Below are 20,258 nucleotides of genomic sequence, written 5' to 3' on the forward strand. Positions count from 1 at the left end.
CGGTATAGCGCATCCCAACCTTCAGGCTGCTTAGAGAAGCGACCTAGGTGAGTATGGAAGCCGTAGAATTTGAAGATATCGATTTCTTTAACGCGGTTGATGATTTTTTTCGCTTCTTCTTTAAGTAGACCGAATTTAATCCACTTCATCGCACCGATAAAGTTAGGGAACGGGTAGGCGTCTGGTTCGAAGTCGTTGAAGAAATCTTCAGGGATGACTTTTAGGCGTACCGCGATACGTACTTTCTCAGCAGGTTTCACTTCACGAGCGATACGCTCAACAATCTCGATCTCTTCGTAAGAATCTAGGTGAATAGCGTAGCCGTATTCAATGGCTTTGCGGATGGCAAGCTCAGGTTTCACTGTACCGTTTAGTGCGATAGTTTTTGGATCAGCGCCCGCAATGTGAGTTGCTTCAACTTCACCTGGACCGAAACAGTCGCCACCAACACCTTCCTCATTACAGATAGCGCGAACCGCAAAGTTTGTGTTCGATTTGATAGCAAACATAACGTTTACTGGTTTTGGCCAGTAGTTCCCGAAGGCGTTTTTCACACGGCGTAAGTTACCACGCAGAGTGTCTTCGCTTAGAACGAATAGCGGGCTGCCATATTGTTCAATAAGGTCAGTCGCTTTACAACCACCAATCAATAGATCGTCGCCCTGTGTGGTTAACTCGTCAGTTGGAGTCAATAGGTTGTTTAGACGTTCAGCGTAGTTTTGGTTAGCTTTGTGTTCTGCAAGTAGTTGTTTTTGTTCTTCAAGAACAACGCTAAGGTTGTTTACACTTTCTTCTAAGCGGCTTTGAATTGTCATCTTCGACCCTTACTATTTAGTCAATGATTATCATGAAGTTACATTCGATTTATTTACTGAGTTTTGGACTCTACAAAGGCTCGAATGCGGTATTGATTTGTTGCTGTTGAGTATATTCTTGGACGTTGTCCCCAAGCACATCACTCAGCGTCAAAAAAACTTACGCTAGCGAAAAATAACAACTTGCATCAGGAAGCAAAATCATTCCTCTGATGAATGAATATGGCTTTCTGACTTTGGTGTTGAAGTGGTTATTAGAGCGTGACAATCCATAAATTCCACTAATAAAGGCAATAACCAGTAATTGTTACCTATTCGCCATAAAGTAAATTACTCGGTTACTTTGTAGTGTTACCTAAGGCTAGGACAGTAAAAAGTCTATTTTTCTACGCGAAAATATAAGTTGTTTTTGTGATGAAGATCGCCAGTTATAGCCCTGGTTGATACTTCATTGCTTCAATTATTCATCGTCAAATCATTGTTACCGTAAAACGGTCAAAAAACCTGACTCTGAGTGAAGTTTATTTCGACGATACCTGAGATAGATTAATTCCATCCTTTGAAAGGGTTAAAAATAGTCTCAATTTATTGCTCCACAATAATTGATTACTCCCTTTGATGAATATTTATCGAAGATAAAAAGAAGGTTGTTTCCTTCTTCTTAATTAAAAGGTATCGCCCCTATGTACAATAAAGATTTCTTTATTCAGCAAGCTAAAAAATTCGGCAAGAAACAACGTATGGTTGTTGCGGCAGCGCACGATGATGCAACGCTTGATGCAGCAAACAATGCATTCCAAGAAGGCATGGCAGACGTCATTCTTGTTGGTGAGCGCGCGTTAATTAACGAAGCAGCGGCGAAAGCAAAAGTTGACCTAGCCAACTTTGAGATCATCGAAGCCGATGGTCTTGAAGCAATTGCAACCGCATCAGTTTCAGCTATTGCAGAAGGTAAAGGCGACCTACTAATGAAGGGTCTTATTGACACTTCTGTTCTACTTAAAGAAGTCCTAAAGAAAGAGCACGGCCTTCGTACTGGTAATGTACTTAGCCATGCTGGCGTTCTATTCAAAGAAGGTGGCGACAGCTTCCACGTATTTACTGACGCAGCGATGAACATCATGCCTACGCTTGAGCAAAAAGCGGGCATCATCAAAAACGCTGTAAGCCTAGCGCACTCTGTAGGTATCGAAGAGCCTAAAGTCGCTAATCTATGTGCGAAAGAGAAGCCATACGACAAGATGCCAGCGACGATGGACGCGGCAGAGCTTCAAAAAATGAACCAAAACGGTGAAATCGAAGGTTGTATCGTTTCTGGTCCTATCTCTCTAGATATCGCGGTATCTCAGTACGCTGCAAACCTAAAAGGTTATGAGTCTCCAGTAGCGGGCAACGCCGATATCCTAATGGTTCCAAACATCGAAGTAGGCAACGTGTTTGCGAAAGCACTTCAGTACATGGCTGGCTTTAGCATGGCGGGTGTTCTACTTGGTGCTCGTATTCCTGTTGTTCTTGTGTCTCGCGCTGACGGCGAAGCAGAGAAGACAGTCTCTATCGCGCTTGCTTGTTCTGTTGCTGCAATGAGCCAACAGAAAACAGCCGCAGAAGCGTCTGCTTAATCATAAATAGCAATAACTAAATTAGGTTTATAAGTGATGAAAATTCTAGCTATCAACCCTGGCTCTACCTCCACAAAAATCGGTGTTTTCGAAGGCACTACTGAGCTGTTCGAGAAAACACTACGTCACAGTGCTGAAGAGTTGGCACCGTTTGGCGCGGTTGTTGCTCACCAGAAAGCATTCCGTAAAGAAGCGATCCTAGCGGCACTAGAAGAAGCTGGTGTTAAAGCGTCTGAACTAGGTGCTATTGCATGTCGTGGAGGTGTTCTTAAGCCAATCGCTGGTGGTACTTACAAAGTTGACGATGCAGTCATCGCTGATCTTCTTGAAGCACAAATTCAACACCCAGCAAGCCTCGCAGGCATCATCGGTAAAGAGATTGCAGACGAGAACGGTATTGAAGCGTTCTTCACTGACGCACCAGTGACTTATGAGTTATCTGAGCTAGCTGCTTTCTCTGGTCACAAAGCCATTAAACGCAAAGGTCGTTTCCATGCGCTTAACCAGAAAGCGATCGCTCGTCAGTTTGCTGAACAGCAAGGTAAGAAATACGAAGACGTGAACGTTATCGTGTGTCACATGGGTGGCGGTATCACAGTTGGTGCTCACATGGGCGGTCGTACTGTTGACGTAAACGACGCGGTTTCTGAAGGCCCTTTCACTCCTGAGCGCTCTGGTGATCTGCCAACTCGTGAGCTAATTGACATCTGCTTCAGCGGTGAGTACACGCATGCTGAGATGAAAGCATTCATCCAAGGTAAAGGCGGCGCCTTTAGCTACACAGGTAGCATTGATATGCGTGAAATCGAAGAGAAAGCGGAAGCAGGAGACGCTGAGTTCAAACTAGTCACTGATGCAATGGCTTACCAAGTGTCTAAGCAAATCGCGGCAATGGGCGCGGTATTCGGTGGTGAGAAAGTTGATGGAATCCTGCTAACAGGTGGTATCGCTTACAGCAAATACATCACAGCTGAAATCACTAAGCGCGTTGAGTTCATTGCTCCGGTAACTAAGTTCCCAGGTGAAGTTGAACTAGAAGCACTTGTACTAGGCACACTGCGTGTGGCTAATGGCGAAGAAGCGGCGAAAACATACGCTTAATGAATTAAAGATTAGGGCAGGTCATCAACCTGCTCTGTAGAAGTGGCTCGCCACTGAATACTTTACAGAAGGTAATTAAAATGTCATTCGATATCAATAACGCACAAGGTGTATTCGAAACTGTTGAAGCAGCAATCGAAGCAACTCACAAAGCTCAAGTTGAATTCTACGCTAACTCTACCAAAGAAGGCCGTGAAGCTATCCTTACTGCTATCCGTGGTGCGGTTCTAGCTAAAGCTGAAGACTTCGCGAAAATGGTTCGTGAAGAAACTAAACTAGGTCGTGTTGAAGACAAGATCGCTAAGCACCAGCTAACTGCTGCTAAGACTCCGGGCACTGAAGTTCTAGAAACTAAAGTATGGTCTGGTGACAACGGTATCTCTCTAGAAGAGCGTGCACCATACGGTGTTATCGGTGCTGTTACTCCTGTAACTAACCCAACTGAAACTATCGTTAACAACGCTATCTCTATGCTAGCGTCTGGTAACGCGGTAACGTTCAATGTTCACCCATCTTCAAAAGTTGTTTCTGCGGTAATGATCGACATGATCAACAAGACTATCGTTGAAGCAGGCGGCCCAGCTAACCTAGTTACTATGGTTAAAGAGCCTACGCTAGAAACTCTTAACGAAATCGCTAAATCTCCACTAGTAAACATGCTAGTTGGTACTGGTGGCCCAGGTCTAGTGAAAGCAATCCTACAATCTGGTAAAAAAGGTGTAGGCGCTGGCGCAGGTAACCCACCTGTAATCGTTGATGCTTCTGCTAACCTAGACCTAGCTGCGGCAGGCGTTTACGGCGGTGCATCTTTCGATAACAACCTACTATGTATCGGTGAGAAAGAAGTCTTCGTTGAAGATTCAGTAGCTGACGAGTTCCTAGCTAAGCTAGAAGCAACAGGTGCTTACGTTCTTTCTGCAGAAGAAGCTGAGAAGCTAACTGCACAAATCCTAACTATGGATGAAATCGACGGTGCTAAGCCATGTACTGCACAAGAAATTGCTCGCGTATGGCATCCAGTTAAGCAACACGTTGGTCAAGATGCTGGTGAGATCCTTAAGTCTATCGGCGTTGAGTCTGAGACTCGTCTAGCGGTTATGGTTGTTGAGAACGATCACCCACTAGTACACGTAGAGCAAATGATGCCAGTACTTCCAGTTGTTCGTTGTGCGAACATCGACGAAGCTATCGAGCGCGCTGTTGCAGCTGAGCGTGGTAACAAGCACTCTGCATGTATCTACTCTGGCAACATCGAGAACGTAACTAAGTTCGGTCGTGCTATCAACACAACTATCTTCGCACACAACGGTCCAACACTATCTGGTGTAGGTTACAACGCTGAAGGTACTTCAACGTTCACAATCGCTGGTCCAACTGGTGAAGGTATTACAAACGCGTACTCGTTCACTCGTGCACGTCGTTTCGCAATCGCTCAAGGCGGTCTGCGCATCGTTTAATCGATTTACCCCAATCGAGAAACGAAAAAGCCGAAGCATTTGCTTCGGCTTTTCTCGTTTATGAAAGCGGATCGTTAAAACAAGTCGTAGATACCTTCTTCGATGCCATCGATCAGTGCTTGTCTTGTTTCTACCGCATGATCGTTCGGGCGTGACATCTCGCCAAAGCTCTCAAAATACATGCCGTTCGGATGCTTCACGACCACTAAATGTTCTTGGCGTAACTCTTGTTTTACCAATGTCTCAGGAATGATCGCCCAACCCAAATTATCGATAACCGCATCCAATACTTCTTGGTAATTAGAAAAGCTCATTGTGCTACTCGAAATGGGGCGAAAGTCTTGATGAATCTCTTCAAACAGGTGAGAAAGCACGATTTGCCGGTGGGCACTGATGTCGGTACTGGTTACGTTGGTGAGTTTAGCCAACTCATGCTTAGGGGAACATACCGCCATCATTCGAATACGATGCAGAGCACGAACCTTAACTTGAGGATCATCGCCTGAGCTAAAGACCAAACCATAGCCAAGATCTACGTGATTTTCGCGAACGAGTGTCGGGATATCGGCACTGGAGGCTTTGATTACGGTCAGGGAGACATGTGGAAATTCATCAGACAAAGCAACAAGTTGTTTTCGCCAGAATGAAGACGGTAGTGTGTCGTCATAGGCGATGCGTATTTTGTCACTGTCACCTTGTCGAAACTGCTCGGCTTTTGAGTACAGACTTTCTGCCATATTGAGGATGTTTCGACAATCGGGCAGTAAAGCACTTCCCGCGTCATTTAATACCAGACGATTACGAGTCCGTTCAAACAGTTCTACACCCAATTCATCTTCTAAACTGGATAGCGCCATACTTAGTGAGGTGCGCGTTTTACCCATAATATTAGCAACTTTGGTCAATGAACCATGCTCTGCAGTTAACGCAAACACTCTAAGTTTGGTGAGATTCATAAGGCAAACTCCTACCTTAATAATTAGCGGCAAAGTATATACCCAACACGACTGGGTAGATGACAACTATTCTTTCTGTCAGCATGATTAGAGTATAACAAACTTGACGCTGAGAGAAGTGTGGGCTTAACACTGGAGGCTTTGGGCTATTACGACTTTGTAGGTAGGCTGATATTATCATCACTATAAATAAGCCCAGTATTTTTATGGTTAACAACGGGTCAAACAGAGTGTTTACTCAGTTGATAATTTACCTAGATTTGGCGTGGGCTGGCTATTCGCTCAGTAGAAAACGGATCTTTTTGCTGTGGTTTAATTTGTTACCCACAACACTAAGGGTAATGATCTATTGAGGTCTGTGATCATGTTGAAAAAACTTGGCTTAGAGGGCTGGTTTGCGGCGCACTTTGCATATGGCATTGTGCAAATCGTGTTTATTCCTATGTTAATGCCTTCCTTTATTCTTGCTCGCACTGGTAGTGCGACTCAAGCGGGTCTGGCAATGGCTGTATTTGGTATGGCGGGTCTTGCAGCTCCAATTATTGGGGGCCTAGCTGATAAGTATAAAGCGCATCGACATGCGCAGCTTTTCGGTATGATCTGTTATCTGCTTGCAGGGGCAAGTTTTGTCGTCGCGGGTGAAAGCTTTCCATTGATGTTGGTGGGTGCTGCATGTTTCGGTGTAGGCTCAGCTATTCTTCTTATGCTAAACCCAGTTTTTATTACGTTTGCGGGCTACGATACAAAAACTGAAGCGATGAAGCTTGGTCGTATGGCTCAAACCCTTATTATTGGTGCTTTACTATCTGGTGTAGCCTTGGCATATATCACTGATTTAGGGTGGTCTTACGAACAACGTTTTGGCGTTATGATGGCCATTGTTGCTGTACTGTTCGTTATAACCATGTTTACCAATAAAACAGCAGCTCAACGAGTACTGGATAACGCTGAGGCGAGTGCCGAAGCGGATGTCGATGGTAAAGAAGACGTTGGTCTAGCAAAATCACTATTCTCAAACTTCGGTTTGTTCCTACTGGCCGTTGGTTTGCTATGTGCTGGACAAGGGGCATTTCAGGCTCAATATCCGAACCTACTAGAAAACGCTTACGGTGTCGCGCAATCTCTATCAGCTGCGAATCTCTCGGTGGCGTCAGTTGTAGGTCTGTTTATCTTAATCGCGGCTGAGCGCTTTGTGGCACGCTACGGCAATCTTAGCTTATTCAAAGTGTCAGCGATTGCGTCTATCGTCGTGATTGGTTTGCTTTACGTGATAGCTGAAGCCGGAATGAGTGTGCACTACATTATTACCCTAGGCTTGTTCCTAATCTATCTGCAAGGTATCACTATCACCGATATGATTTCACCAGCGATTGCTGCTCGCTTGACCGTAGTAGGTGGTGGTCTGACTCAAGGCTTAATGATGTTCTTCATCTCATTAGGTTTTGCTGCTGGTAGCGTTATCAGTGGTGTTGCTGTAGATGGGTTTGGTTGGGCAGCGTTGCCATTTTCTATTTTAGCCCTGACGATTGCTGCATATGTATGTATTGTCATTGTTGGCGCGAAACACAAAGCGTCGGTAAAGCATAAGCAGCAACAAGCTGCAGCGTAAACGCAAAATCAAAGTAAAAAAGCTTGGCGATGGCCAAGCTTTTTCTGTTTCTATCTGCTTAAGAAAGGTGAGCTTTCTCATCGATACCGCCGGCACCTTTAAACCATTTGGTTAGATGCAGTTTTAGATCCTTCAACTCATCCGGTCCAATAAGTGCTAAGCCAAGATCTTCTGCACGAGTAATATCGTTGTGACGTAGTGGCCTAAAACTGACCAACATGGCACGGGCTTGCAGGCCACCTAACAAGTCACGCAGCGATTCCAGTTTGTATAGAGTGTCGTCACCATCGTCGCGCATGCCTTTGGTCTTACATTCAATAATGTGCAATTTATTGTTTACGACGGATGCGACATCCAGTTCGTTGCGAACTTCTCGCTCACCAAGCTGACGGTATACTTGAACATTCAAAGAACGATCTTGAATGGTCGGTAAGTCGTCTTGGATTTGTTTGACTGTGCTATGAACTAGGTTCTCTAACCATTCCCCATTGGAAAAGCGACGTGCGTCTTCACTGATAAAGGTCAAAATGCCGTTGTCATATGTCGCTATTTCAGATTCTACCAAATCGCTAAGTAGCATATTGAGTTCGCGATAACCTTGTTGTTTTTCGGAAAGCTCAACATCGAGTTTCTGTTCTTTTCGGCATGTGGTTGCCAAGTAGTTTAGCGTCGCTAGACCCGGACCTAATTCCAGTGCGTTACTCGCCCACTTTTCACCCAGCTCATAAAGTTTTCTGTCAAGCTGTGGGGGAAGATCGTAGTCAGTAAATTCGCCACGAGCACCAAAAATCGTTAGGTAATCACCGATGGTGATATGATCTTGTACTTGCGCATCGGTTGCGCCTTCCGGGTATAACCAGCACATCTTATCGCTGTTCGGTTCAACAACGAAGATTGGCCAATGGAAGGTACGGAATACTTCATAGACAGAAAGCAGTCGATGTCTTAAGCCGCAACTGGCATTCAATTTAACTTCGACATTCTTTTCTTTAAGTTGCTTAGCTAAACCGAGAATGGATTGTTTGATAACAGACGTATTGACGATATTGGGAATTTCATAAAATTCTGCAGTAATGTCGCGCTCCGCCAATACTGAGCTCAAACGCTCATACATTTCAAATTGGGATTCGTCACCAATAAAGATGATGTGACGACTAACGGTTCGGTCATCCAGTAAAGGAGTTACCAAACGAATGGGATCTTGATCAATTATGCCTACGTGAACGGCCATTATAGTTTCCTTCAACTATTGGCTTGCTGAAGAAAATGAGAGCATGACATTCGTCATTGATATCGAAACTTGGGCTTTCAAAATCAAAGGTCATGGAAAAGTGAAGCAAGCCATAATTCAGATATAATGCCGTTACTTGTAAAAAACAAGAGCAGGTCTCAACGAAACCTGCTCTTAGGGGGAGAATTTACGCGTTTCTTACACGAAAACTAAAGTTTGAAGCGGTGTACTAGTTCACTTTGCTGATTAGCTAGGCTAGTTAAGCTTTCACTTGTTGCCGCAATTTGCGACATAGCTTGATAGCTTTCATCGGCAATATGATTGATTTCCTCGATGTTTTTAGCGATATCTACGGTAGTTTCACTTTGTTCGCCTGCGGCTTGAGAAATATGCGTGCTCATTTGGCTGATTTCAATGATCAACGCTTGTATCTCTTCCATGGCTCCATTAGCGGTAGAGGCTTGCTCAACCGACAGTTCCATATCCTTCATACAGCTTTCAATGACTTGTCCTGCACTTTTAGAGCTGGTTTGTAAGTTACTGATCATGGTTTCGATTTCAGTGGTAGATTCAGTGGTCTTCTGAGCCAGTACGCGAACTTCGTCTGCCACCACTGCAAACCCACGTCCTTGCTCACCTGCACGTGCTGCTTCAATAGCGGCATTGAGGGCGAGTAGGTTGGTTTGCTCAGCGATGTTGCGAATGACATCTAATATGCTGCCAATTTGGCTGCTCATCTTCTGAAGTTCGCCAACCGCTTCAACCGATTCATTAAGACGAAGCTCCAACTGATTGATGGTACTGATATTGGTACTCATGATCTGACGACCAGATTCAGAGGCTGATTCGACTTGATGTACCTTCTCTAACGAGTTTTGCGCACTGTTTGCCACTTCCTGTACTGAATGAGACATTTCGGTCATTGCCGTCGCGACGTTAGCGGTTTGCTCACGCTGCGCACTAAGTTGGCTTTGCGCACTCAAAGACGTGCTTTGGTTGTTGCTTGCAGTATCTGTTAGGTTGTCCGATGCATCATTCAGTTTGACCAACACGTTGTGCAGGCTGTCTGCAAGCGTATTAATGTGGTTGCCTAGACGGCGGAACTCATTGTTGTATTTCACTTCAATGCGCTGCGTCATGTCGCCTTCGGTTAAGCTTTCTAGTGTTTTGAGTGTGCTGTTTAGTGGTTGACGTACACTTTGCGCAATGTGGTAACCAATACCGACTGCAATTAAGACAACGACCACACCGATACCAATGGCTTTTATTACGCCTTCGTCATAGATAGTGCCAGCTTGTTCAAGAGATTGGTTTAGATTGGCTGTCGCAGTTTCGGTGAAGCCGTTAAGGGTCGCCATCGCGCCGTCTACTTCCAGAGCTAGATTTTCGATGTTTTGATACAGAGCAGCTCTGGCGATCAAATAATTATTATGTTGATCTAACACGCCGCCTTTCTGGCCGACATCTTTGGTAAATTGTTCCACAGAGCTCTCAAACACTTTCTTCAACTCTGGCATTTGTGTAACTAAGCCGCGGTAAGCGTAGTTGAGGTGAGTGACGGCTTTGCGGTTTTTATTAACGGCTTCTTGAACGAAGACGGTATCGCTACTGGCTAGTGCATCTGAAGTGATGAGTTCGGCGTCTTTTAGTTTGATAAAGTAACTTTTTGCCATCACTTTGACAGAAATACTCGAAGCGTCATCTACATACTCTTTCATGCCAACAGAGAGGTCTGAGTGGAGTTTTTGGAATCGTCGTGTGGAGAGTTGAACCTGTTCTTGAGCTGAGAACATGGATTGATAGTTATCCATTGCTTCTTGAGCTTCTTCGCTATAGCGAGCTTGAACCTCACGCAGTTCGCCAATTCGGTTTTCTAGTTCGGGGAAACCGGCACTAGCGCTAGCGAGTTGTTCTAAGTCACGACCAAACTCTTCCATTGAAGCGGAAAACTCTTCGCGACGGATAGTCATTCTTTCTTCGTTCTGCGTAGTGAGGAAATCTTTGAAGGATTTGTCCGCAGACAACAATTGCACACTGGTTTGATTCGAAAGAGAAACTAGTGGGAGAGAGGACTTAGAAACAGAGCCAAAATACTGATGAATTTGGTTCATGCCACTGAGCATAATCATAATGGTGATAACAAAAAGAATGACGATGAGCGTGAACCCAGCGTACATCCTCCGTATAACGGAACCCTGCATATATCTCTCCCTAGTAATGTTGCAGCAATACAAAAATCATACAAAATTTAACTGGACGCTTTGCGCTAAACCTTGCACTATCCGTCCACTCGTAACATCAGGTCGGAATTGAGGTTTGGCGCTTTTGTCTCTTTATCGTTACAAATAACAAAAACTGAAATATATATGACTTGTCGTGCTACGTTTTATGACGCACTCGTCAAAAATGTAATAAAAGCCAAGGTTTTGGCGTGAAGTGTTATCTAAAAAAAGTACTTCTAGCGAGATATAGGTTGAGAATCGAACAATAATGAAAACAACAAGCTATGTTGGCTTTGCTTTAAATTGTGATTCTATAGACCTTAGTGCATACTTCTAAAGTATGTATGTGCTGGCGATCCTGTGTCAGTATTATTGGTTTGGTAATTGGAGAACTTCATGGCTGAAGAAACCATTTTTAGCAAAATTATTCGTAAAGAAATTCCTGCCGATGTGTTGTATCAAGACGATCTTGTTACCGCATTTCGTGATATCAATCCGCGTGCTCCAAGCCACGTATTGATCATTCCAAACAAACTGATTCCCACTGTTAATGAAGTTGAAGCTGATGATGAAGCGATGATGGGACGAATGTTCACCGTTGCAAGGAAAATCGCTCATGATGAAGGTATCGCAGAGGATGGCTATCGTTTGATCGTCAACTGTAATTCTCACGGCGGTCAAGAGGTGTACCATATTCACATGCATCTCGTTGGTGGTCGCCCGCTTGGCCCATTGTTGATGAGCTAATTTCGAGAGGCTTTGGCAACTTAGTACTAACGTAATTGTCAAAGCCTCACAAAAGGTATCTATTCTCTTCAAAACATATGTTAATACGTAGCGTCAAACACGCATTCATCGTCGTTCTTGCTGCTTCACTTACCGCTTGTGCGGGACTAAGTGCAGGTAATCTGTTTAGCCACTATACCCAACAAAATACGGTGGTGTATCAAGCGGTAAAAACTGGCCAATATGAAAAAGCGCAGGCTGCATTGCCTCAAGCTGAAGATGTCGTTGCGGGTGATATCTTAGATAATTTTGAACGCGGCAGGGTCGAGTTCTTAAACCAATCCTATCCGCAAAGTAAGTCAGCACTTGAAGTCAGTGATAAGGCCGTTAGAGTCCAGCAAGATAAGGCACTTATTTCTATTACTGATACTGCGACTAGTGTTGGTGCTTTAGCGGTCAATGACAATATTACTGAGTATGTACCGCCAGATTATGAACTCGGTTATTTACACCTGTATCTAGGGCTCAACTATATTCAAAAAAACGACCTAGAGGGTGCTCTGGTTGAGGTGCGTCGAGCAAACCAAGTTCAACAGCGTGCTCGCCAAGCGCGAGAGAAAGACTTACGTTCTGCTGAAGCTGAAATGAAGCAGAAGGGGTTATCACCTAATCTAGGGTCGGTGTTGTCGCGTTATCCTGATGCGGGAAATCAACTGAAAGCGATCCAAAATGGCTATTTGTTGTTTTTGTCAGGCTTGATGTATGAAGCTTCAAATGACCTCAATGGGGCCTATATTGACTACACTCGCGCACTTGCTGTTGCACCAGATAATGAAGCCGTTATCGACGCGGTAATTCGTGTGGCTAAACGCTCAAGTCGTAATCAAGATCTTACGAAGCTTAAAAAGCAATATGGTGATCGACCAGGTGTTAAAGCTGGTGAAGGTCGTGTCATCTTGCTCGAAGAGCAGGGGGTTGTGAGCGCCATGCAATCTTGGAATCTGACTTTGCCTGTTTATGACAGCCAAGGTAATACTGCGTTGTATACTGTGGCACTGCCGTATTATGTTCCAGCGGTGACGCCTAAATTTTCGAATATTATATTGGATGGTAAGCCCCTGAAGTCGGATGAATTAGTGGATACTAATTTAATGGCGCAGCAGCAGCTTACCGAGAATATGCCGACCATCTTGTTGCGACAAGCACTGCGCGTTTATGCCAAAGACCAAATTCGTAAGAGTACGGCGAAAGACGATGATGTCGGTAACCTTATCTTCAACGTGTGGAACACTTTGACGGAACAGCCTGATACTCGAAGTTGGCAAACATTACCGGGTGTTGTGAACGGTGCAAGTCAAATCGTTAAAGCGGGCAGCCACAAAATGACGTTAGATGGTCAAGACTATACTTTTGATGTGAGAGATAGACAGACCACTTTGGTTTGGGTGTCGCGCCAGGGCGGCAATGCCACCATTTGGCATAAACAATTAGGAAGAATGTAATGAAAAAATGGTTAGTGAGTATTGGTGTGCTGTTGACGTTGTTTGGCTGTGCTGCAAGTAAAACCTCAGGGATCAAAATCGAAGGCCAAACTCAGGCTGTGCTTTATGGCGACGCACAAATGGGTAAAAAATTCTCTATTGATGATATTTCGACCATTGATACCAATGGTCATGCGAGAGGCGTGGTGCGATTGTCTAACACGACATCTACGGACCAAATCATCCAATATCGATTCTATTGGTATGATGCGCAAGGACTTGAAGTAAATACCAAACAAGCCCCTTGGAAAAGAGCCATCTTACGCGGTGATGAAACTATTACCCTGTCTGAGGTGTCTGTAAATCCGAATGGTAAAGAATTCCGTGTGCAATTGCGCGGAGCGGATGAGTAATTTCCACCCGTTGGAAAGTAAGTAACACTAAGGAAACAAAATGAAAAAAAGTATTATTGCTTTGTTGGGTTTGGCTGTCATTCTCGGTGGCTGTTCAAATAAAGTAAGTTACGGCGACGCGCAAGCTACTGAAACGACAACAATCGACTTCGGTTCAACTGACCTACAGAAGATCGCTGGTGATATGGTTGATAGCATGCTGATGTCTGGTTCAGTTGCGGCAATCACGCGCGACAGTCGCCCAATTGTATTTGTTGAACGTATCAAGAACAAAACAACGGAGCACATTGATACCGAGTCTATCACTGACAGCATCAGCACCAAAATGCTGAACTCTGGTAAGTTCCGTTTCGTAGATATGGATCGTGTTGAGTCTGTACGTGAACAGCTTAACTTCCAAAACAATGATGAGCTAGTGAACCAAAGCACAGCTATCCAATTCGGTAAAATGGTTGGTGCGCAATATATGCTTTACGGTAACCTAAGTAGTATCGTTAAAGAAGCGGGCAGCGATAAAGACGTATACTACAAAATGACAATGCGTCTTATGGATCTAGAAACGGGTCTGATTGAGTGGGCTGACGAAACTGAAATTCGTAAGCAAGAGTCTCGTTCAGTACTAGGTCTATAACAAGCGCTCAATGCTTAATTGGATTGATGCGGTCCAGCAATCACCAGATTTGGCTGGATTATCTTCCTTGTTAAACGAAGTGCCCTTAGGGGCACTTCCGTTATCTGGCGGCCTGACAAATCGGGCGTGGCGTGTATTGACTCCATCTCATGGTTGGGTGATTTGGCGTGCCAACTCATCGCTATGTCAGTCATTTGATATCAGTCGCGACAATGAAGCTGAGGTTTTGAACTCGATTGCCGGACACCTCCCTACTAACAAAGTAATTGCTCGCGGCCCAAAGGGTATCGCGCTCAGTTGGTGTAATGGTATTCCTGTTAGTCAGTTAGACGATCATTCAAAGGTTATCGCGCTTCTTGCGAATATCCATACCATTCAACCTATCAGTCAGGTGCGACGTTTTGATTACCAAGAAAAAGTGGATCATTACTGGTCTCAGCTTGACGATTCTGTTCTAAAGCGGCGCTTTCGTCCGATTTACGAAAGCCTTCGAACGCTACCAAAATTAAGCTGTGCGCAACAAGCGCTTTGTCATTTTGATTTTGGCATTCATAACTTAGTGCAGATTGAAACGGGCCTTGCGGTAATTGACTGGGAATATGCTGCAATTGCCAGTCCCGTTCTGGACCTAACAATGACCTTGGATATGCTTCAAATGGATGTCGTTACAGGAATTGAACTCTACAAACAGCACCAGCCCACGATAGATAGTAGATCTTGGCAAAAGGATGTGGAGATTTGGCAAAGACACTCGCAGATGATGGCTATGCTCTGGTATCTACTTGCAGCGCAGGTGTGGCAAGATGATGGTTTTTTAGTCGAAGCTGAGGCTATTTATCTACGATTATGTTGAGGGGATCACTGTTTAACGTTATCTTTTCTGAAAAATCATCTTACCCCCTATGAAACTAGGGCTTTCGTGGTAGATTTAACGAAAGCGTACCAATAAGGACGGATTGAGAGGTACTATGATTATTTATCTTCACGGCTTCGATTCAACAAGCCCAGGCAACCATGAAAAAGTGCTTCAGTTGCAATTCATTGACGAAGACGTTCGTTTCGTCAACTACAGCACACTTCACCCCAAGCATGATATGCAGCACCTTCTTAAAGAAGTGAACAAGCTGGTTCAAGAGTCAAAAGATGAAGCGCCGATTATTTGCGGTGTAGGTCTGGGAGGCTACTGGTCAGAGCGCATAGGCTTCTTATGTGGCATTAAACAAGTTATCTTCAACCCCAATTTGCACCCTGAAGTAAATATGCAAGGTCGTATTGATCGGCCAGAAGAATATGAAGACATTGCCACTAAGTGTGTTGAAAAGTTCCGCAGTAAAAATGCGGGTCGTTGTATGGTCATTTTGTCCAAAGAAGACGAAATTCACGATAACCAAAAAACGGCGGATGCCCTTAAAGATTATTACGATGTAGTGTGGGATGAAACTCAAACACATAAATTCAAAAAGATCTCTCAGCACCTTCAAACAATGAAGGCGTTTAAAGAATCGTAATGTAAGAAACGTCCGAGTGGCGTGTACTACTTTTTACAAAAGCAGCGGATTTCGCTGCTTTTTTTGTTCAATACGGTAACAACTTTCACACAACATTAAGATTTTATTATGGTACGCCCAGTTAATTTAGGTTGGTTACTCTTACAAGGTCATTCTCACACTCTTCAGTAGCCTGACCTACTTAGGCGTGAACGTTGAGCCTGCCGATTCTACGGTCAAAGTAGGGGATACAAAGCAACTTAATGCTTATGCAATATACAAAGACGTTAATACTAATAAGGTTTCATTTAAAGATGTAACAGCGTTAAGTGATTGGCGGGCGCAACAGAGAGATAAACTTGCCGTGAATACGACGGGGTTGATAGAAGGAAAATTTGCGGGTAACAGTGAAGTGTATGCGATCTATCAAAACATCGAAGGAGCAGGTCAGGTTAGTGTTGTTGACACATATATCAGGCAGCTAGTCGTTACGCCGGACAATGAGACAGTTCCAGAAGGAACTGCAGGACGATATAAGGCGATTGCTAAATATCATCAAGGCTTGCCTGATGAAGATGTAACTTCAAAAGCGACGTGGTCTTCTAGTGACCCTACTTTGATTCAAGTGGTCACCACAGGGGAATTAGGAGGTAGTGGTGAAGCGTTATCCGCAGGCAGCGCGCAGATCAAAGCTGAGTTTGATGGGGTTGAGGATGAGGTAACTACCACGGTTGCTCCTCTAGTTCTAGCACAAGTCGCAATAGAACCAAGACAGGATATCCTTTATTCGGGAACACCATTCCAATACCATGCTATTGCATACTATCAAGGTGGGTCGAGCAAAGATGTTACCTTAGATGCTGAGTGGTCGAGCAGCGATACCACTGCCGCGACGATTGAATCCGGAAATGCCAAGGCGGGTTTGGCGCAAGGTGTCTATGAAGGAGGGCGCGCGACGATTACGATGTCATACCAAGGCATGACAGATTTTGTTGAAACGCAAACCTACCCTGCCACAACGACAAAGGTAGAAATTGTGCCACAAAATATCACGGTTGCTACTGGTGATACTGTTGAGGTAACTGTTAATGTCACTTTCTCTGATGGTCGTGTTGAGAACTACGCCAAATATGTCTCTTGGAGCAGCTCAGACATGAATGTGGCATACCCTTCCAAGCAATATGTAAGTGGTATTTCGGCAGGTACCGCTACCATCACTGCATCATTTGAAAATGTCACAGGTGATGCGTTAGTGACGGTAACGCCCTAGGTATTGACCTTGATATTATGAAGTTAAAAACGGCTCCCTTGAGGAGCCGTTTTTAGTGATGGAACTATCGACTAACAAATGGCCATTTAATTCACTTAACAAAAATAATTCCATTGAATAGTTGCGGACATTGATTTGCCCTATATAATAAAACCACTCTACATTATTTGATAAATATCAAAAAAAGTTGAGAGCAAGAAGAGAACTTGCCCTAAGATGTTCAAACAAAGACGATTTTGAACAAATTTGTGAAGTGAAACCATGATTGTACCGCGCTAGGGGCTGCCACTTGGAGTCCATACTTGCGCATAATGACCAAATTTTAAGCATTTCGACTTTGGGCGGGATGTAAGACCATTTTCTAACTTTCAAATTTCACTTTTTAGGAGAGCCATTGTGACTAATATTGTCGTTGTTGGTGGTGGCGCAGGCGGACTTGAGCTTGCGACCAAATTAGGCCGAACACTTGGACGTAAAGGGCGCGCCAATATTACGCTTGTTGATCGTAAAGCAAGCCATTTATGGAAGCCACTTCTACACGAAGTAGCGACCGGCTCATTGGACGAAGGGGTTGATGCGCTAAGCTATCGTGCCCACGCGAAAAATCATCATTTTGATTTTCAAATGGGCAGTCTGAAAGAGATTGATCGTGAGCGAAAAAGCATTACGCTAAGTGAATTGAGAGACGAGCACGATGAGCTATTGATGCCGAGCCGTGAGATCGCTTATGACATCTTAGTGCTTGCGATTGGCTCAACATCAAACGACTTCAATACTCCTGGTGTTCGTGAGAACTGCATCTTCTTAGATAGCCCAGAACAGGCACACCGTTTCCGTACAGAGATGAACAATGAGTTCCTAAAACTGCATGCGAAAAATGGTCACGGTACTGTCGATATTGCGATCGTTGGTGCTGGTGCAACAGGTGTAGAGCTGTCTGCTGAACTGCATAACGCGGTCAAAGAGCTTCGTACTTATGGTTTCGGTGACCTGGATTCGAGTAAGCTGAACGTAAACTTAATTGAAGCGGGTGAGCGCATTCTTCCAGCGCTTCCTCCACGTATTTCAAGCGCAGCGCATTCTGAACTGACAAAACTGGGTGTAACTGTTCGCACTGCCACTATGGTGACTCAAGCGGACAAAGATGGCTTAACTACTAAAGATGGCGAAAAAATCCCGGCACAAATAATGGTTTGGGCGGCAGGAATCAAAGCGCCAGACTTTATGAAAGATATTGCCGGTTTGGAAACTAACCGTATCAACCAGTTAGTAGTAAAAGACACGCTGCAAACCACGCGTGATGACGATATTTTCGTTATCGGTGACTTGGCTCAGTGTACCCAAGCTGATGGTAAATTTGCGCCACCACGTGCTCAAGCTGCGCACCAAATGGCGAGTCGTGCGTTTAGTAACATTGTTGCTAAACTGACAGACAGAGAATTAAAGCCTTACGTATACAATGATCACGGCTCCTTAGTATCATTGAGTCGATTCTCAACGGTAGGTAGTTTAATGGGTAACCTAACCAAGGGCTCTATGATGGTAGAAGGCCGAATCGCTCGTGTGGTTTATATTTCGCTTTATCGTATGCACCAAATGGCGTTACATGGCGTGTTAAAGACCGGATTAATGATGTTGGTTGGTCGTATTAACCGTGTATTGAGACCAAACTTGAAATTGCACTAATACCTAGTGATTACAGAGAGAGGCGCTGAAAAGCGCCTCTTTTTTTATCTCAGAGCCACTGGTTCATCGGGTAGGGGGAATGAGGGAATAGACCAGTCCAGCTTTTGGTTTACCATCAAAAATAAAGCGATTCTGCGCTAAACATTCGTAGGTTGCTCCGATACGTTCAGCAAGCCTATGGCTAGCGGTATTGTCTGGGTCGCAAACAATTTCTAGTCGGGTGAGTAATAAATTGGCAAAACTGAATTCCACCAACGCATCGAGCGCTTCCAAGGCATAGCCCTGCTTTTGAGCATCGTCTCTTAGCCAATAGCCGAGGCTTCCCATGTTGAAGGTATGATAAAACTCATTGAGCGCCACCATACCTAGAAACTGTTCGGTTTTTCGGTCAAACAATGCAAAGCCAAATGCCACGGCTTTCACCCAGTTAACTCGAGTCGCGCCAATGAAATCCATCGCTTCATGTTGAGTAAAGTCTTTATGACACCAATCTATCCATTGATGCAATGAGGGAGATTCTTGGATTGCGACTGTCAGTTGCTCGGCATCGTTAAGATTCAATAGTCGAAGGCATAATCTTTTTGTGTAGATAGTGTAATGTGTATTCATAATGCCTTGGAATGGAACAGGAATTGAAAAAAGGGCCTTATTTTAGGCCCTTTCTGGATTAGTTCTGTACTCTTCGAACTTGGATGATCATGCCCATTAACGGATGGTCTAGGTAGTGCGTTTCACTACTTCTCATGCGACGTTTCTGCTCAAATCGATAGTCCTTGAGAAAGGTTTGAACTTCACGTTGAGGCTCTATGGCCTGTAAGTTGCCAGCAATGACGTTACTATCTGCAGTCCCTGTCGCTACAGAATTGTCAACAGACGGCTCCATCGGTTCTGTTGCCGTGACTGAATCAGTAACAATCACCTCTTTTGTGCTTGGCGAGCGAAGGTCTAGTTGGGCTTCAGCATACAAATAATGCTGCACGTATATCTGTAGTTTACCGTCAAGCTCGTACAACGGTTTATCTATGGCCACTTCCGTTACGCCATCAACCGGGCTTGTGGTGTTGCTGTTGCTGCCCTTCTCTGTTCCATCGGCATTAAAACCAGCTGAGTAATCTTTCCCTGCACGAATATGGAAAATTGGAGCAGAGCCTCTACCGTTATCGCCTTGGCGCCATGCTTTGTGCATGAGCACCGTATAGCCTGCATGATTTTTTAGTTTTGCCGCTTCATCATTCAATTGGTATGAAGAGTAAGGCAGCATCTGAACGCCTTTCGACGCGCGATAACTGGCATCGTTCATTGAACCAGCGCGGCTAAAGTCTATTTGCGGCATGGTGTTTGGCCAAGACTCGTTTACTTTTTCAGGGTTTACCGCACGTTTGAAAACGATCACTTCTATATCAAATTGTCTCTGCGCCAAACTTGGCATAGAAACCAATAGGAGTAGCAGTGGGATCAGTTTTTTCATTGTTTCTCCATTGATTGCCACTATCATTGAGTGCAATCCCATTATATCAATTAATACAGGATGTTGCTGAAACATTTCACGGTGAA

The 20,258-nt window shown here is 44.4% G+C and carries 17 protein-coding genes and 1 pseudogene; 12 read left to right on the forward strand and 6 right to left on the reverse strand.

From position 1 onward, the window contains the following. Nucleotides 1-815: pseudogene (locus HW45_RS21365) on the reverse strand (diaminopimelate decarboxylase family protein); the annotation flags it as partial. 683 nt (nt 816-1,498) lie between these two features. Between HW45_RS21365 and HW45_RS21370 the strand changes: the two are divergent. From HW45_RS21370 to HW45_RS21380, 3 genes are all read left to right on the forward strand, one after another. Continuing rightward, nucleotides 1,499-2,434 carry a bifunctional enoyl-CoA hydratase/phosphate acetyltransferase gene (locus tag HW45_RS21370; RefSeq protein WP_038229547.1) on the forward strand — a complete coding sequence of 312 codons (936 nt, stop codon included), beginning with the start codon at nt 1,499-1,501 and terminating at the stop codon, nt 2,432-2,434. A 36-nt stretch (nt 2,435-2,470) separates the two neighbouring features. Further along, nucleotides 2,471-3,535: a butyrate kinase gene (buk, locus tag HW45_RS21375; RefSeq protein WP_006072974.1), complete on the forward strand. Its 1,065-nt coding sequence runs from the start codon at nt 2,471-2,473 to the stop codon at nt 3,533-3,535. Nucleotides 3,536-3,615: 80 nt separating this feature from the next. Continuing rightward, the gene (locus HW45_RS21380) at nt 3,616-4,992 is read left to right on the forward strand and encodes an aldehyde dehydrogenase (protein WP_038229549.1); all 1,377 of its coding nucleotides are present in this window, start codon (nt 3,616-3,618) and stop codon (nt 4,990-4,992) included. A 74-nt stretch (nt 4,993-5,066) separates the two neighbouring features. Here the strand turns inward: HW45_RS21380 and HW45_RS21385 are convergent, their stop codons facing one another. Then, entirely contained in the window at nt 5,067-5,948 is an 882-nt protein-coding gene (locus HW45_RS21385) for a LysR family transcriptional regulator (protein WP_006072976.1), read from the reverse strand. A gap of 364 nt (nt 5,949-6,312) precedes the next feature. Here HW45_RS21385 and HW45_RS21390 point away from each other — a divergent pair, with 364 nt between their 5' ends. Then, nucleotides 6,313-7,557, forward strand: coding sequence for an MFS transporter (locus HW45_RS21390; RefSeq protein WP_038229551.1), 1,245 nt, complete (start codon nt 6,313-6,315; stop codon nt 7,555-7,557). Nucleotides 7,558-7,615: 58 nt separating this feature from the next. On the opposite strand, the gene HW45_RS21395 is transcribed toward HW45_RS21390, so the two are convergent. Together HW45_RS21395 and HW45_RS21400 are read right to left on the reverse strand one after the other, a co-directional pair. Further along, a complete protein-coding gene (locus HW45_RS21395) occupies nt 7,616-8,788 on the reverse strand; it encodes a DUF1887 family protein (RefSeq protein WP_006072978.1) in 1,173 nt (390 codons plus the stop codon). 209 nt (nt 8,789-8,997) lie between these two features. Then, the gene (locus HW45_RS21400; protein WP_038229553.1) at nt 8,998-10,989 is read right to left on the reverse strand and encodes a methyl-accepting chemotaxis protein; all 1,992 of its coding nucleotides are present in this window, start codon (nt 10,987-10,989) and stop codon (nt 8,998-9,000) included. 417 nt (nt 10,990-11,406) lie between these two features. On the opposite strand from HW45_RS21400, the gene hinT reads away from it, so the two are divergent. The 8 genes from hinT to HW45_RS21440 all read left to right on the forward strand — a co-directional run bounded on the left by hinT (nt 11,407) and on the right by HW45_RS21440 (nt 18,704). Then, nucleotides 11,407-11,757 carry a purine nucleoside phosphoramidase gene (gene hinT, locus HW45_RS21405; protein ID WP_038229554.1) on the forward strand — a complete coding sequence of 117 codons (351 nt, stop codon included), beginning with the start codon at nt 11,407-11,409 and terminating at the stop codon, nt 11,755-11,757. Nucleotides 11,758-11,834: 77 nt separating this feature from the next. After that, nucleotides 11,835-13,238, forward strand: coding sequence for a COG3014 family protein (locus HW45_RS21410; protein WP_038229555.1), 1,404 nt, complete (start codon nt 11,835-11,837; stop codon nt 13,236-13,238). Next, the gene (locus HW45_RS21415) at nt 13,238-13,630 is read left to right on the forward strand and encodes a YcfL family protein (protein ID WP_038229556.1); all 393 of its coding nucleotides are present in this window, start codon (nt 13,238-13,240) and stop codon (nt 13,628-13,630) included. Before HW45_RS21410 ends, HW45_RS21415 begins: the two co-directional genes overlap by 1 nt. Before the next feature lie 40 nt (nt 13,631-13,670). Further along, on the forward strand, nt 13,671-14,261 hold the full coding sequence (gene lpoB, locus HW45_RS21420) for a penicillin-binding protein activator LpoB (RefSeq protein WP_006072984.1): 591 nt from the start codon (nt 13,671-13,673) through the stop codon (nt 14,259-14,261). Between the two features lie 10 nt (nt 14,262-14,271). After that, entirely contained in the window at nt 14,272-15,114 is an 843-nt protein-coding gene (locus HW45_RS21425) for a phosphotransferase (RefSeq protein ID WP_038229558.1), read from the forward strand. A gap of 115 nt (nt 15,115-15,229) precedes the next feature. Continuing rightward, nucleotides 15,230-15,769, forward strand: a complete 540-nt coding sequence (ycfP, locus tag HW45_RS21430; protein ID WP_006072986.1) for an alpha/beta hydrolase YcfP — start codon at nt 15,230-15,232, stop codon at nt 15,767-15,769. A 187-nt stretch (nt 15,770-15,956) separates the two neighbouring features. Continuing rightward, the gene (locus tag HW45_RS21435; RefSeq protein WP_038229559.1) at nt 15,957-17,018 is read left to right on the forward strand and encodes an Ig-like domain-containing protein; all 1,062 of its coding nucleotides are present in this window, start codon (nt 15,957-15,959) and stop codon (nt 17,016-17,018) included. A 396-nt stretch (nt 17,019-17,414) separates the two neighbouring features. Continuing rightward, nucleotides 17,415-18,704: an NAD(P)/FAD-dependent oxidoreductase gene (locus HW45_RS21440; protein ID WP_038229561.1), complete on the forward strand. Its 1,290-nt coding sequence runs from the start codon at nt 17,415-17,417 to the stop codon at nt 18,702-18,704. Between the two features lie 63 nt (nt 18,705-18,767). Here HW45_RS21440 and HW45_RS21445 read toward each other — a convergent pair whose 3' ends face one another. Both HW45_RS21445 and HW45_RS21450 read right to left on the reverse strand, forming a co-directional pair. Further along, nucleotides 18,768-19,313 carry a GNAT family N-acetyltransferase gene (locus HW45_RS21445; protein WP_038229563.1) on the reverse strand — a complete coding sequence of 182 codons (546 nt, stop codon included), beginning with the start codon at nt 19,311-19,313 and terminating at the stop codon, nt 18,768-18,770. A 58-nt stretch (nt 19,314-19,371) separates the two neighbouring features. Beyond that, entirely contained in the window at nt 19,372-20,172 is an 801-nt protein-coding gene (locus tag HW45_RS21450; protein ID WP_038229565.1) for a peptidoglycan binding protein CsiV, read from the reverse strand. Nucleotides 20,173-20,258 lie beyond the last annotated feature (86 nt).

Source organism: Vibrio sp. ER1A (genome assembly GCF_000733315.1).
Classification (GTDB): domain Bacteria; phylum Pseudomonadota; class Gammaproteobacteria; order Enterobacterales; family Vibrionaceae; genus Vibrio; species Vibrio mediterranei.